This is a genomic window from Rhodococcus phenolicus, assembly GCF_001646785.1.
Lineage (GTDB): Bacteria > Actinomycetota > Actinomycetes > Mycobacteriales > Mycobacteriaceae > Rhodococcus > Rhodococcus phenolicus.
In genome coordinates, this window is the sequence record NZ_LRRH01000080.1 from 44,926 (window position 1) to 58,802 (window position 13,877).

Annotated in this window: 13 protein-coding genes; 4 read left to right on the forward strand and 9 right to left on the reverse strand. The window is 68.5% G+C overall.

Translation table 11 applies throughout. The features are described from left to right. Positions 1–47: 47 nt before the first annotated feature. Together A8G15_RS20855 and A8G15_RS20860 are read right to left on the reverse strand one after the other, a co-directional pair. Positions 48–1,169 (reverse strand): CaiB/BaiF CoA transferase family protein, encoded by a 1,122-nt coding sequence (locus A8G15_RS20855; protein WP_068163963.1) that lies wholly within the window; start codon positions 1,167–1,169, stop codon positions 48–50. Next, positions 1,166–2,353 (reverse strand): acyl-CoA dehydrogenase family protein, encoded by a 1,188-nt coding sequence (locus A8G15_RS20860; RefSeq protein WP_068163964.1) that lies wholly within the window; start codon positions 2,351–2,353, stop codon positions 1,166–1,168. The genes A8G15_RS20855 and A8G15_RS20860 overlap by 4 nt, the downstream gene beginning before the upstream one ends. Before the next feature lie 142 nt (positions 2,354–2,495). Between A8G15_RS20860 and A8G15_RS20865 the strand changes: the two genes are divergently transcribed. Continuing rightward, on the forward strand, positions 2,496–3,503 hold the full coding sequence (locus tag A8G15_RS20865) for a LacI family DNA-binding transcriptional regulator (protein ID WP_068163965.1): 1,008 nt from the start codon (positions 2,496–2,498) through the stop codon (positions 3,501–3,503). On the opposite strand, the gene A8G15_RS20870 is transcribed toward A8G15_RS20865, so the two are convergent. From A8G15_RS20870 to A8G15_RS20900, 7 genes are all read right to left on the reverse strand, one after another. Then, complete coding sequence (locus A8G15_RS20870) at positions 3,504–4,268, reverse strand: alpha/beta fold hydrolase (RefSeq protein WP_068163966.1); 765 nt, start codon at positions 4,266–4,268, stop codon at positions 3,504–3,506. Continuing rightward, entirely contained in the window at positions 4,265–5,329 is a 1,065-nt protein-coding gene (locus tag A8G15_RS20875) for an isopenicillin N synthase family dioxygenase (protein ID WP_068163967.1), read from the reverse strand. Before A8G15_RS20875 ends, A8G15_RS20870 begins: the two co-directional genes overlap by 4 nt. Continuing rightward, positions 5,310–6,737, reverse strand: coding sequence for a uracil-xanthine permease family protein (locus tag A8G15_RS20880; RefSeq protein WP_068163968.1), 1,428 nt, complete (start codon positions 6,735–6,737; stop codon positions 5,310–5,312). Before A8G15_RS20880 ends, A8G15_RS20875 begins: the two co-directional genes overlap by 20 nt. Before the next feature lie 112 nt (positions 6,738–6,849). Beyond that, a complete protein-coding gene (gene alc / locus A8G15_RS20885; RefSeq protein ID WP_068163969.1) occupies positions 6,850–7,818 on the reverse strand; it encodes an allantoicase in 969 nt (322 codons plus the stop codon). Beyond that, entirely contained in the window at positions 7,815–9,179 is a 1,365-nt protein-coding gene (gene allB, locus A8G15_RS20890; RefSeq protein ID WP_068163970.1) for an allantoinase AllB, read from the reverse strand. The genes alc and allB overlap by 4 nt, the downstream gene beginning before the upstream one ends. Further along, positions 9,176–10,453 (reverse strand): DUF6986 family protein, encoded by a 1,278-nt coding sequence (locus tag A8G15_RS20895; RefSeq protein WP_068163971.1) that lies wholly within the window; start codon positions 10,451–10,453, stop codon positions 9,176–9,178. The genes allB and A8G15_RS20895 overlap by 4 nt, the downstream gene beginning before the upstream one ends. Before the next feature lie 120 nt (positions 10,454–10,573). Continuing rightward, the gene (locus tag A8G15_RS20900; protein ID WP_068163972.1) at positions 10,574–11,347 is read right to left on the reverse strand and encodes an IclR family transcriptional regulator; all 774 of its coding nucleotides are present in this window, start codon (positions 11,345–11,347) and stop codon (positions 10,574–10,576) included. Between the two features lie 205 nt (positions 11,348–11,552). Here A8G15_RS20900 and A8G15_RS20905 point away from each other — a divergent pair, with 205 nt between their 5' ends. The 3 genes from A8G15_RS20905 to A8G15_RS20915 form a co-directional block, all read left to right on the forward strand. Next, positions 11,553–12,320, forward strand: coding sequence for a CoA transferase subunit A (locus A8G15_RS20905; protein WP_068163973.1), 768 nt, complete (start codon positions 11,553–11,555; stop codon positions 12,318–12,320). Next, positions 12,317–12,997 carry a 3-oxoacid CoA-transferase subunit B gene (locus A8G15_RS20910; protein ID WP_281180727.1) on the forward strand — a complete coding sequence of 227 codons (681 nt, stop codon included), beginning with the start codon at positions 12,317–12,319 and terminating at the stop codon, positions 12,995–12,997. The genes A8G15_RS20905 and A8G15_RS20910 overlap by 4 nt, the downstream gene beginning before the upstream one ends. 43 nt (positions 12,998–13,040) lie before the next feature. Further along, positions 13,041–13,877 (forward strand): acetyl-CoA C-acyltransferase (locus A8G15_RS20915; protein WP_068164000.1); only part of this gene is annotated, 837 nt, incomplete at its 3' end.

Sequence of the window (13,877 nt, forward strand, 5' to 3'; positions counted from 1 at the left end):
AACCGGAAACACTGTGGCCGCTGTCCTCCGGGCAGCGGCCACGGTTCTCATCCGAGCAGTGGTGGTGGGGTGCGGTACGTCGCGGGTGTGCTGCTCAGGCGGATCGGATTCGCGATCTGCCGTACCGGGGCACCCCTGCTCGGATCGTCGATCTCCACCACCGGTGCCAGGCCGAGACGTTCGGCCAGCGCGACCGCGTCGGCGATGTCGTTCAGGGGCCCGCACGGGACGCGCTCGGCGGTCAGTGCCTCGAACCAGGCATCTGCGGTGCGGGCCGACAATGCCTGCCCGAGGACCGTGACGAGGGTGTCGCGGTGGGCGACCCGCGCCGCGTTGGTGGAATACCGCGCGTCGGCCGGGAGGTCGACGAGACCGAGAACCTTGCACAGCGAACCGAATTGGCGGTCGTTGCCGACGGCGAGCACCAGCGGCCGGTCCGCCGTGGCGAACAACTCGTACGGCGCGATGCTCGGATGCCGGTTGCCCATCGCTCGGGGCACCACCCCGGCCGACACGTAGCCGGAGGACTGATTCGCCAATGCCGACAACAGCGACGACAACAGATTCACCTCGACGCGCTGCCCCTCGCCGGTGCGGTCCCGGTGCCGCAGCGCAGCCAGGATGCCCAGCGCCGCATGCATTCCGGTGATCACGTCGACGACGGCGACTCCCACCTTCGTGGGTGTTGCGGCGTCCGGGCCGGTGATGCTCATCAGTCCGCCAACAGCCTGGATCAGCAGGTCGTAGCCCGGCAGATTGTTGTGCCCACCGAATCCGGTGATCGAGCAGTACACGATGTCGGGATTGATCTGCCGAACCTGGCCGTAGCCGAGTCCGAGTCGCTCCATCGTGCCGGGTAGGAAGTTCTCGACCACGACGTCGGCGCGTTCGACGAGACGACGTGCCTCGCTGAGCCCCTCCGGGGTCGCCAGGTCGAGTGACACCGATTTCTTGTTGCGGTTGACTCCGAGGAAGTAGGTGGACTCGTTGCCGACCCAGGGTGGTCCCCAATGACGGGTGTCGTCGCCGAACCCGGGGCGTTCGATCTTGACGACCTCGGCGCCGAGGTCGGCGAGCAGCATCGTCGCGTAGGGACCGGCGAGCACCCGACCGAAGTCTGCGATCACCAGCCCGTCCAGCGCCCCGGTCGCACTCCCCGTTTCGGTCACCGGAATGCGGCCTCTCCGGTCAGGGCGTTGCCGATGGTCAGCTGGTGCACCTCGGAGGTGCCCTCGTAGGTGAGCACCGACTCGAGGTTGTTGGCGTGACGGATGACCGGGTACTCGAGGGTGATCCCGTTGGCGCCGAGGATGGTCCGGCACTCGCGAGCGACGGCGATGGCCTCCCGCACGTTGTTGAGCTTGCCGAGGCTGACCTGCTCGGGGGTGATCTCACCGCGGTCCTTGATGCGGCCGAGGTGGTAGGCGAGCAGGTGGCCCTTGCCGACCTCGAGGGCCATGTCGGCGATCTTGGCCTGGGTGAGCTGGTAGCCGGCGAGCGGCTTGTCGAACACCTCGCGGCTGCGGGCGTAGTCGACGGCGGTTTCGAGGCAGTCGCGGGCGGCGCCGATTGCACCGAAGACGATGCCGAATCGGGCCTCCCCCAATGCGGTGAGCGGGCCCCGCAAGCCCTTGGCCAGCGGCAGCATCGCCGAGGCCGGCAGGCGCACTCCATCGAGGACGAGTTCGGATGTCACCGAGGCGCGCAGCGACAGCTTCGCGTGGATCTCCGGCGCTGAGAAGCCGGGGGTGTCGGTGGGGACGACGAACCCGCGGATGCCCCGGGCGCCCTCGTCGAGATCGGTCTGCGCCCACACGACGGCGACGTCGGCGATCGATCCGTTGGTGATCCACATCTTGGTTCCGTTGAGGATCCAGTCGTCACCGTCGCGCTTGGCGTTGGTGCGCATCCCGGCGGGGTTGGACCCGAAGTCCGGTTCGGTCAGGCCGAAGCAGCCGATCGCCTCACCGGCGGCCATCCGCGGCAGCCACTGCTGCTTCTGCTCCTCGCTGCCCCAGTGGTGGATGGAGAACATCGCGAGTGAACCCTGCACGGAGACGAGGCTGCGGATGCCGGAGTCGACGGCCTCGAGTTCGAGGCAGGCCAGACCGTATGCGGTGGCGCTCATGCCGGCGCAGCCGTAACCGTCGAGGTGCATGCCCAGCACGCCCAGCTGCCCGAGTTCCTTGGCGAGCTCGCGGGCCGGGAGCTTCGCTTCCTCGAACCACTTGGCCACATGCGGGCGGATCCGCTCGTTCGCGAACTTGCGAACCGTATTGCGGATTTCGATCTCCTCCGGTTCGAGGAGGGCGTCGAGGGCGAACAGCTGGGTCAAGGACTGGGGCTGGGACATGTGGCTCTCCGAAGTTCGGGCTCGTCGTATGCAATCGATAGGAAGAACGTTCGCGAGAACGTTTGCATCGCCTAGGCTAGGGGCGTGGTCGGGCATCGTCAACCCGGATCCGCACAGACGCGAGAGAGCTGGAGAAAACCGTATGCCGCCCCCCGATCGAGCACCGACGCTCAAGGAGATCGCCGAACGAGCCGGCGTCCACGTCTCGACGGCGTCCAGGGTGCTGCGCCAGCCCGAACCCGTCGACGGCTGGTCGGCCTCGGCTCTCCGGGTGCGCGAGGTCGCCGAAGAGCTCGGCTACCAGCGCAACCTGTGGGCGGCGAGCCTGCGCACCCGCCGGACCACCACCCTCGGTGTGGTGATGCCGCGACTGACCGACGGGGTTGTCGCGACCACCTACCAAGGCATCGAGGAGGCGGCTACCCGCGCCGGGTACTCGGTGCTGCTGTCGAGCCCGCCCGACGACCTCGATGCCCAGCGTCGCGCGATCGGATTGCTCGTCGGCCGACAGGTCGACGGTCTCCTGCTGAGCAGCCTGCACATCCCCGGCCGTCCGTTCGTGGATTCGCTCGCGCTCGGTCCGCTGCCGATCCTCACCGTCACCCGGCACGCCGACGCCGGGCTGCCGTTCGCCGGCGGCGACGACTACCGCGGCGGCACCCTCGCAGCCCGGCATCTGCTCGACCGCGGATATACGGATCTCGCGATCATCGCCGGCCCTGAGCATGCGAGCACGGCCCGCGACCGCACGAACGGGTTCCTCCGCACACTGGAGGACGCATCGATCGTGCTGCCTCCGGAGAGGATCGTACGGTCCGGGTTCGATGTCGCCGGCGGTGTCGAGGCCGGACGCGCCCTGCTCGACCGACCGGACCGGCCCCGGGCGGTCTTCACCGTCAGCGACACCATCGCGATCGGAGTGCTCGGAGTCGCCCGCGATCTGGGTCTGTCCGTCCCCGACGACCTTGCGGTGGTGGGCTACAACGACATTCCCATCGCCGCCCAGTTGCCCGTCGCGCTCACGACTGTGCGGTCCCCGGCGTACGACATCGGCGCGGTCGCGGTGCGTTCGCTGCTCGACCTGCTGCGCGGTGCCGACGCCGAGACCGTGCGCCTGCCGGTCGAGCTGGTCTCGCGGGCGAGCACCTGATCAGGTCGCGGACGCGACCTCCGGTCCGGTCCTGCCTGCGACACGGTCGGCGAAGCCGGTGAGCGCCTCGGCGAGTTCGTCGCGGGCCGACAGCTGGGGCGCGTGATCGCTGACGACCGTGACGACCTGCGCTCCAGGCACCAGGCGCTGCATCTCGCGTTGTGTGACGAGCGGAACCGAACGGTCCAGTGTCGCTTCGACATACAGGCGCGGTACGGATCCGAAGCGCCGGTCGGTCCAGGTCGGCGCCATCAGCCGCGCCGTTTCGAGTTGCGGTACGAGGCGGCGGGCCGCGCCGATCGCATCGGCGACCGTCGCTTCGTGGAAGAACACCGCCGCGCCCGCTTCCGGTGGCACCACCGTGCCGCGGCCGTCCGCGGTCGGCCGCAGCCACGCCGAGATACCTACGGGTGCAGCCAATCCGAGGCTGTCGCACAGTATCCCGAAATCCGTACCCGACGGCAGCATCATGCCGGCAACGTAGGCGACCCCCGCGACCTTCTCGGTCATCATCTCGGCGACCCGGGTGACGACGATACCGCCACCGGAATGCCCGACGAGCACGACCGGCTCCCCGAGGCCCCGAATGTGGTCGGCGACATGGGCCGCGACGTCGTCGAGCGTGATGTCGTCGTCGCCCCACGAGCCGGCGCCCGGCAGCGCCGGCGCGTGCGGAACGTGTCCCGCGGCGCGCAGCGGCCCGAGCATCGTGTCCCACACCCAGGGCCCGGCCCACGCGCCGTGCACCAGAACGACATGGCTCACGGCGCCACCGCATTCCCCGCAGCGGCCAGCACCCGTGCCGCTTCACGGACCGCCGCGGTGTTCGCCTTTCCGTGCCGGGAGCCGGCCAGCTTGGCCTTGATGTGGTCGCGGACGGTGATCGGCTCGTATGCGTCGGCGTCCGCATCGACGAAAGCGGAAAGGGTCGCAACGACCGCGTCGACGTTGCCGTCGTGGAAGAACGCGGCGGAGCGGCGGCGCACGATGGTGCCGTCGACGATCGGCGGTTTGACGCGGTGCAGTGTCGACATCCACCGGTCGTTGGTCAGTCGGGCGGTGAGGTCTCCGAGGTTGACCAGCAGTGCGCCCTGACGTGGGGCGACATCGTGCCACATCCCGTCGCCGCCGAGTACCTGCAGACCGGCCACGTCGTCGGCCCACAGGACGGTGACGATACCGAAATCGGTGTGCTCACCCATTCCCACGAGGTCCCCGTCGAGGGTGACCGTGCCCTCGGGCAGCGCATAGTTGTTCATCCGCAGCACGTCGATGGAGTGATCGGTGAGAGCATCGAAGAAACCCGGGGCCTGGCCGAGCGCATCGGCGAAGATGCGTGTCAGGGTGCGTGCGACGCGGGACGCCTCGGCGAAGTACCGCTGCACGCGGGGCTCGAACCCGTCGACGGCGGGCCACAGGTTGAGGCCGTAGTCGGATTCGGAGAGGGCCAGTTCGGGGAACGAGCGGGCTTCGACACCGACGTTGAACGCCTCGAAGAAGTCGTTCATGCGGCTCGCGGATTCGACACCGAGGCTCAGCGACAGCGACTCGCTCTTCGGTGGGCTGTATCCGCGGTTGGCTCCCTGCACCCGGTAGGACTTCTTGTCGCCGAGCGGAAGAGCGAAGAACTCGTCCATCGCGCCGGTGAGCCCGCCGACGACGTCCGCGGATATCCCGTGCCCGACGATCTGGATGAAACCCACCCTTCGGCAGGCATCGTCGACCTGCCCGGCGACGAGCCTCCGTTCGTCCTCCGTGCCCGTTGTCACGTAGGGGGAGATGTCGATGGTCGGGACCTCGAAGGGGTCACGCGGTGGCGGGTTCATGCACGGCTCCTGGGCGGTTGGGGGGTCCGGCCGAGGTGACGGGGGCCGGTGTGCCGGGCTCGGTGCCGCCGGTGCCGGGACCGGCCGGCGCGACGGTCGCACGGGCGATGGTCCCGAGCCGAGTGTGGTTGAACAGCAGGTTGAGTCCGAACGCGGTGAGCGCGGCGAGGGTGATGCCGCTGCCGAGCAGGATCTGCGCGGACGACGGAAACTTCTCGAACATGCCCTCGGCGAGTTCGGGCATCAAACCGACGCCGACAGCGACCGCGGCGATCGTGGTGTTGATGCGGTCGGACAGATCCACCTTGCGAAGGGTGTTGATCCCGACGACGGCGACGGTGGCGAACAGGATGAGCCCGACACCGCCGACGACCGGTTGCGGCAGACCGGCGACGACCGCGCCGACCTTGGGGAGAGCGCCGAGCAACACCAGGATCACACCGCTGGTCGCGGTGACGTAGCGACTGTGGACGCGGGTGGTGGCGACCGCGCCGACGTTCTGGGTGAAGACGGTGTCGACGAACGCGTTGAAGACACCACCGAGGACGGCGGACAGGCCGTCGCCGGCGAGACCACGGGCGATGTCCCCCCTGCCGACCGGCTTGCCGGTGATCTCGGCGACCGCGAGCATGCTCGCGGTCGATTCGGCGAAGACGACCGCGACGACGATGCTCATGGCGACCACGGCGGTGATCGGGAATTCGGGGGCACCGAAGTGGAACGGGGCGGGGATCCCGATCCAGGCACTTCCGGCGACGCCTCCGAGGTCGATCAGGCCCATGGGCAGCGCGATGATCGTGCCCGCGACCAACGCCACGAGCACACCGAGCTGGGACCAGATTCCGCGGCCGAGGCAGATGAAGCCGATCGCGACGGCCATGACGGTGACGGCGAGCGCGATGTGCGACGGCGAGGCGAAGGTCGGGGAAGACGGGTCGTTGCCGATGATCAGGCCGCCCGCGACACCGATCAGCGAGATGCCGACGACGGTGAGGACCGCGCCGGTGACCAGGGGCGGGAAGAACCGGATGATCTTGGCGAACGGATACGCCAGCGCGAGACCGACGATGCCGCCGACGAGCATCGAGCCGTACACGGCCTGAAGTCCGTATTCGTTCGCGATGAGGATCATGGGGGTCAGGCCGGCGAACGTCGCGCCGCACACGATCGGCAGCCGCACGCCCATGAGTTTGCCGACGCCGAGGCTCTGCACGATCGTGATCACGCCGGCGATCAGCAGGTCCGCGCTGATGAGCATCGCGATGGTCTCGCGATCGAGTCCTACGGCGGCGCCGAACACCAGGGGCACCGTGATGCACCCGGTGTACATGATCAGGACGTGCTGGATGCCGAACGCGAGTTGTCGCAGGAACGGCAACGGGGTGTCGACGGGATGTGCTGTGGCCATGGGAAACTCCAACCGAGCGGGAAATCCGTGTCCCTTGCAGTTCTATCGGTGCGGAATTACGGTTACGCGACCGGATGTTTCGTCCAGGTAATCGATGCTCGGCCGGAGCACGTCAGGCGAGGCGGCCGTGCACACGCAGCCGGGCGATGCCGCCGTCCGGATACACGTCGAGCCGAACGAACCGCAGCGGGCCGTCCGCGTCGACCCGGAACCGGTGCCGGCAGTCCGGGAGCAACTCGACCCGCGGCACCAGCGTCACCCACGACGATTCGTCGGAAAGCGCGGACTCGTCGGCTGTTCCGGTCAACCGTGCCCAGCCGGGTGCGTTTCCGAGGAAGTAGGAGGTGTCGATCTCGACGTGCTCGATCAGGCCCGCACCGGCGAGGCGCACCACGACGTGGTCGTTGCCGTCGTCGCGGCGTCGTGCGTTCTCCCACCCCTCGCCCATGTGACGGGCGCGGCCGAGACCGATGATGTTCCGCGGCGACGAATAGAAGCGGTTCGAGCAGTCCACGACATCCCCACCGTTCTCGAGCGCGGCGAGATCGATGGTGCCGGTGAGGAACAACGGATCCGGTCGCGGCTCCCCGTGCACGCGCAGCCGCGCCACCCCGCCGTCGGGAAAGATGTTGAGCCGCACATGGGTCCACCGCTTCTCGCTCGCCACCGGGAACCCGTTTGCGGTGTCGCCCAGCAGTGCGACCTTGTCGAGGATCGGCTCCCACGGCGCGTCCTGCAACTGCGCTGCCGATTGATATCCCTCGACGCAGAGTCCGTCGATCGACGCGAACGGGGGATAGTTGCCGGTGAACCACGCAGTGTCGATCACGACGCCGCGGACGACGCCGGGCACCCCGAGCCGGACGATCGCGTAGTCGTGCCCGGGCTCTCGGCGGCGACGGGTCTCCCACCCGTCGTACACCTTGCCCTTGTGCCCGAAGTCGCTCACGTCGTGCGCCGCAGGTTCCGGACTGATGAGATTCTCTCTCTGGGCGAACAATTCGTCGTTCGCGAACATCACCGAGCCGGCCAGCGCGCGCGACGCGAGATCGGGCAACTGCAGGAAATCCGGGGTGCTCATGAAGATCCTTCCGAGGGTGGACGGGTGAGCAGGCCGCCGCGCGGCGCGGGGTCCTGGGTCGCATCGAGGGTGACGGTGAGCGGAGTGCCGGCCAGCCACGAGTGCCGGACCACCCCTGCCAGTGCCATCTCCGCGTAGGGGGTGACGGCATTGCGGTGGTGCAGCCGGTCGGGGAACACGACGAACGCGTCGTCGGGCGCGAAGACGCAGAGGTCGGCGGTGTTGCCGGCGGCAATCCCGCCGCGGTCGGCCAAACCCACCAGACTACTTGTGTTGCTTCCCATCCAGCGCACGACATCGACGAGGGTGTGACCGCGGCGGCGTGCCTCGGACCAGACGATGGGCAGGCCCAGTTGCAGCGACGAGATGCCACCCCAGGCCTCCCCGAAATCACCGCTGGTGAACTTCTTCAGTTCGGGGGTACACGGCGAATGGTCGGAGACGACGCAATCGATCGTGCCGTCGGCGAGTCCACGCCACAGCCCCTCCCGGTTGCCCGCTTCGCGGATCGGCGGACAGCACTTGAAATGTGTGGAACCATCGAGGATTTCCTCACTGAACAGCGACAGGTAGTGCGGGCACGTCTCGGCGGTGATGCGAACTCCGTCCGCCTTCGCGGCGGCCAGCATCGGCAGGCTCCCGGCGTCGGACAGGTGCAGGATGTGCACGCGGCAGCCGGTTTCCCGTGCCCCGTCGATCACCTGTGCGACAGCCCGGGATTCGGCGACGGGTGGCCGTGACCGCAGAAAATCGGCATAGTGACGCCCGGACGCCGGCGTCTGCGCGTCGAGGGTCGGGCCGTCCTCGGCGTGCACGATGAGAAGCCCGTCGAACTCGGCGATCTCGCGCATCGCCGCGACCATCTGTTCTCCGTCCAGGGGCGGATACTCGTCGAGGCCCGAATAGGCCAGGAAGCACTTGAATCCGTACACACCCTCGTCCCACAACGCGCGCAGGTGGCCGAGATTGCCGGGGACGACACCACCCCAGAACCCGACATCGACGGTCGTCTGCCCGATCGCGGTCGCGCGCTTGACTTCCAGTGCCGCGACGTCGATCGTCGACGGAATCGAGTTGAGCGGCATGTCGATCACCGTGGTGACGCCCCCGGCCGCCGCGGCCCGCGTGGCGCTCGCGAAGCCCTCCCATTCCGTCCGGCCCGGATCGTTGATGTGCACGTGTGTGTCGACGAGGCCGGGAAGCAGCACCTCGTCGTCGGCGAGGACGATCTCGTCCGCACCGGCGGGTAACGCCGTGTCGTAACCGTCGACGGCGGCGATGCGGCCCGCCTGTAACGTCACGGCGCAGGCGATGTCGCGGTCGCCGACGATCGCGCGGCGGGCACGGATCACGGTGGTCACAGCTGCTGTCCCTTCTCGATGGTGTGGCCGGCGAGGCGCCGAAGGTCCGCTGCCCCGATGCCGGTGCGGCCGTGCACCTCGCCGGCGGTGAGGGCCCCGCAGCCCAGGCCGCGCAGCAGGAACGACGCCAGGGCACGTGCGGTGGCCGGTTCGTCGAGGTAGCCGGAGTCGGCGCGGCCGACGTACGCGGCGATTCGGTCCGCGGAAGTGGGGAAGGAGCGGCGGTAGAACGCGAAGGTCGCGGCGAACCGGGTGGGTAGTTGCGCCGGGTGCAGGTCCCAGCCCTGATGGAAACCGCGGCGCAGCGACCGGTCGACCAGCCGCGCGTGCAGCGCCCACGCGCGGCGGATCTCCTCGGCGGTGCCCACCGGGATCCGGTTGGTGGACCCGTCGGACAGGAACACACCGGTGCCGGCGGCCGCGACCTGCATGGTGGCCTTGGCGTGGTCGGCGACCGGATGATCCATCGCCTGATATTCGGCCGCGATACCGCACGCCGCCGAGTAGTCGTACGTGCCGTAGTGCAGGCCCGAGCAGCGGCCGGCGGCAGCGTGGATCATCGCCGCGACCTGTGCGGTGCCGTCGGGTCCGCAGATCGCCTGCGGCGTCTCGATCTGGATCTCGAAGCGCAGCGGCACGGTGAGCGAATACGTGGACTCCAGGTGCTCGCACACCGTCACCATCGCCGAAACCTGCTCGGGTGAAGTGACCTTCGGGAGGGTCACCACGAAACCGTCAGGAAGGGAACCGTTCTCGGAGACGGAGCCCACGAATTCGTCCAGCGTCCGGACACCGCGCCTGCGGGTGGCCGCCTCGAAACACTTGAACCGGATGCCGGAGAACGGAGTTGCCGTACCGCTTGCCCGGAGGTCCGCCGCGGCCCGTGCGACGTGCGAGTCCTCGTCGGCGTCGCGGTCGGCGGCCGGTACCTCTGACTGGGGGAATCCGTCCTCGAAGTCGATGCGCAGATCCTCGATCGGTTCGGACTCGAGCTTGGCCAGCACGAGGGGCAGAACCTCCTCGGCAATACCGTGCTCGATCCCGGTGACGGCGGCGAGATCGGAGGCATCGGTGATGTTCTCCGAGAACACCTGCCGGGCCTGCTCGCCCCACGCTCCGACGGTGCCGGCGTCGTAGCGGTCGCCCGGTACGTACACGGTGTGCACCGGCTGCCGGCCGGGCCGTGGCCCCGGGTAGGCGGCAGCGTACGCGGCATCGACAGGGCCCAGCGTCTCGTCGAGCACCGAGTACAGCCGTTCGAGCCCGTCCGACATGCTGCCTCCCGCCGTTCGATTCCGACTTCGATGTTTCCACCTCGACAGCAGACGGTAACGGCGACATGTCAATCGGTTGGTTACCCAGGGTAACGGTGGTGTTACGCGGCAGCCGCCGGATCAGCGCTGGTGCCCGCGCAGCAGCTGCGTGAGCCGGTGCGCCTCGCGCAGCAGCAGTTCGCCGAGCTCGGGGCGACGATCCTCCCGGAAGCGGCTCTCCACCCCGGTCACGCTCAACGCCCACGCCGGCGAATCACGATGATCGAACACCGCGGCACCCATGCCCCAACTGCCCTCGACGAGCAGCGCCGGGTTCGTCGAGTAGCCGGTCAGCCGAGTCGCTGCGATACGTTCCTCGAGGGCGGCCCGGCTGTGAGGCTGCCCCCATCCGTCGGTGAGATCGGTCCGGGACAGGTACTCGTCGATGTCGTGGTCGGGCAGATGCGACAGGATCACCAGTCCCGCCGACGCGACCCCCAGGGGCAGCCGCCGGCCCACGTGCAGCACGTGCGAGCGCAACGGGAAACTGCCCTCCTCGCTCGCCAGGCACACCGTGCCGTCACCGCGGCGAGCCGACAGGTGCGCGGTCTCTCCCGTCTCCCTCGCCAGGCCGCGCAGGATCTCGCCGGCCAGATCGGTGATGTCGTAGCGCTCGGCCGCGAGCGACCCCAGCAGGTACAGCTCCGGCCCCAGCGACCACCGGCCCGACCTGGGGTCGCGGTCGACGAGACCCTCCTCGGCGAGGGACGTCAGCAGCCGGTGCGCGGTGGGCCGGGCCAGCCCGGTTGCGCGTGCCAGATCGGTGGTCGACGATCCGTGCGGTTCGAACCCCGCAACGGCCCGCAGCAGCGCACTCACCCGACTGATCACCTGCGGTCTCTGTTCACCGTCCACCGACCCAGCATACGTTCACTCAGTGAACGCGACGCCGACAGCCATTCCGGCGAGCGAGCAATCTCTGTAGGGTTGTCGCATACCCCTTGAAATGCGCGTCTGCTCCCTCTGTAGTTAGTAACGTTCGATGCGTCCTCGTCCACCCAGTGAACGCATCCGTAGGGCCGGCACCACACGGCCGAGGTTTCCCGAGAGAGGTCATGGAATGGCAACGAAAGTGTTCGACACAGCCGCGGCGGCCGTCGCGGACGTGTCCGACGGCGCGACGCTCGCCGTCGGCGGATTCGGCCTGTGTGGCATCCCCGACGTCCTGATCCAGGCGCTCGTCGACTCCGGTGTCGGCGATCTCGAAGTCTTCTCCAACAACTGCGGCGTCGACGACCACGGCCTGGGCCTGCTGCTCAACGAGCACCGTGTTCGCCGGGTCGTCGCGTCCTACGTCGGCGAGAACAAGGAGTTCGCCCGCCAGTACCTCGCGGGTGAACTCGAGGTCGAGCTGACCCCGCAGGGCACCCTCGCCGAGCGGCTGCGGGCGGGTGGCGCCGGCATCCCCGCCTTCTTCACCCCCGCCGGTGTCGGCACCCCCGTCTCGGATGGTGGCCTGCCGTGGCGGTACGCGTCCGACGGCTCCGTCGCGGTGGCCTCGCCGCCGAAGGAGACCCGTGTCTTCGGCGACAAGCGGTACGTGATGGAACTCGGCATCAATGCCGACTTCGCGCTCGTGCACGCCGTCAAGGGCGACACCGCGGGCAACCTCGTCTTCGACAAGACCGCGATGAACTTCAACCCGCTGGCCGCGATGGCCGGGAAGATCACGATCGCTCAGGTCGAGGAACTCGTCGAGCCCGGCGACATCGACCCCGCGCAGGTGCACCTGCCCGGCATCTTCGTCAAGCGGATCGTGCACACCGGCCCGCAGAACAAGCGCATCGAGAAGCGCACCGTGACGGCATCGGAAGGAGCGGCACAGTGACCGGAGAGAAGGCGACGACCGACAAGAAGGGCTGGAGCCGCAACGAGATGGCGGCCCGCGCGGCCGCCGAGATGGTCGACGGCGAGTACGTCAACCTCGGTATCGGCCTGCCCACCCTCATCCCGGGTTACCTGCCCGCCGATGTGCACGTCACGCTGCACTCGGAGAACGGCATCCTCGGCACCGGACCGTACCCGACCGAGGACAAGATCGACCCCGATCTGATCAACGCGGGCAAGGAGACCGTGACGGTCAATCCGGGCGCTGCGTTCTTCGACTCGGCGACGTCCTTCGGGATGATCCGCGGCGGGCACATCGACACCGCGGTCCTCGGTGGGATGCAGGTCTCCCGCACCGGCGACCTCGCCAACTGGATGGTCCCCGGCAAGATGGTCAAGGGCATGGGCGGCGCCATGGACCTCGTACACGGGGCGAGCCGGGTCATCGTGGTCATGGAACACACCGACCGCGACGGCAACCCCAAGATCGTCGATACCTGCACCCTCCCGCTGACCGGCCAGGGCGTGGTCGACCGCATCATCACCGATCTGGCCGTCATCGACGTGGCCGAGGGCGGCACGCTCGTGCTGCGCGAACTCGCGCCCGGGGTCACGGTCGACGACGTGATCGCCGCGACCGGCACACCCCTCGAGATCCCCGCCGGCGAACTCGTCTGATTTTCCGAAAGCTCTTTCCCCACAACATCACCGGAGTCCCACAATGTCTGCTTCGCCGAACACCACTGTCATCGTTGCCGGTGCCCGCACCCCCATGGGGCGTTTGCAGGGTGCGTTGAAGGACTTCTCGGGGTCGGATCTGGGTGGGGTCGCGATCGCGGGTGCGTTGGCCAGGGCGGGGGTGGCGCCGGAGCAGGTCGAGTACGTGATCATGGGTCAGGTGCTCACCGCCGGGGCCGGGCAGATCCCGGCGCGGCAGGCCGCGGTGGCGGCGGGTATCCCGATGGATGTGCCGGCGTTGACGATCAACAAGGTGTGCCTGTCGGGGATCAACGCGATCGCGATGGCCGATCAGCTGATCCGGGCGGGGGAGTTCGAGATCGTCGTGGCCGGTGGGCAGGAGTCGATGTCGCAGGCTCCGCATCTGCTGGAGAAGTCGCGGTCCGGGTTCAAGTACGGGGATGTGACGTTGCGGGATCACATGGCGTTCGACGGGTTGCACGATATTTTCACTGATCAGGCGATGGGGAATCTGACCGAGTCCGCGAACAGCGGGGAGCGGTTCGTCTCGCGGGCCGAGCAGGATGCGTTCGCGGCGGCTTCGCATCAGAATGCGGCGCGGGCGTGGAAGGACGGGGTGTTCGACGACGAGGTGGTGCCGGTGTCGATTCCGCAGCGGAGGGGGGATGCGGTGGAGTTCGCCTCCGATGAGGGGATCCGGGCGGAGACGACGGTGGAGTCGTTGGGCAGGTTGCGGCCGGCGTTCGCGAAGGACGGGACGGTCACGGCGGGGTCGGCGTCGCAGATTTCCGATGGTGCGGCGGCGGTGGTGGTGATGAGCCGGGCCAGGGCCGAGGAGTTGGGTGTGGAGTGGATCGCG

Bases quoted from the DNA above. Each gene is read 5' to 3' on its own strand.
- A8G15_RS20875 (WP_068163967.1), bottom strand. From the start codon at position 5,329: ATGAACCCGCCACCGCGTGACCCCTTCGAGGTCCCGACCATCGACATC.
- A8G15_RS20895 (WP_068163971.1), bottom strand. From the start codon at position 10,453: ATGTCGGACGGGCTCGAACGGCTGTACTCGGTGCTCGACGAGACGCTG.
- A8G15_RS20905 (WP_068163973.1), top strand. From the start codon at position 11,553: ATGGCAACGAAAGTGTTCGACACAGCCGCGGCGGCCGTCGCGGACGTG.
- A8G15_RS20860 (WP_068163964.1), bottom strand. From the start codon at position 2,353: ATGTCCCAGCCCCAGTCCTTGACCCAGCTGTTCGCCCTCGACGCCCTC.
- A8G15_RS20865 (WP_068163965.1), top strand. From the start codon at position 2,496: ATGCCGCCCCCCGATCGAGCACCGACGCTCAAGGAGATCGCCGAACGA.
- alc (WP_068163969.1), bottom strand. From the start codon at position 7,818: ATGAGCACCCCGGATTTCCTGCAGTTGCCCGATCTCGCGTCGCGCGCG.
- A8G15_RS20880 (WP_068163968.1), bottom strand. From the start codon at position 6,737: ATGGCCACAGCACATCCCGTCGACACCCCGTTGCCGTTCCTGCGACAA.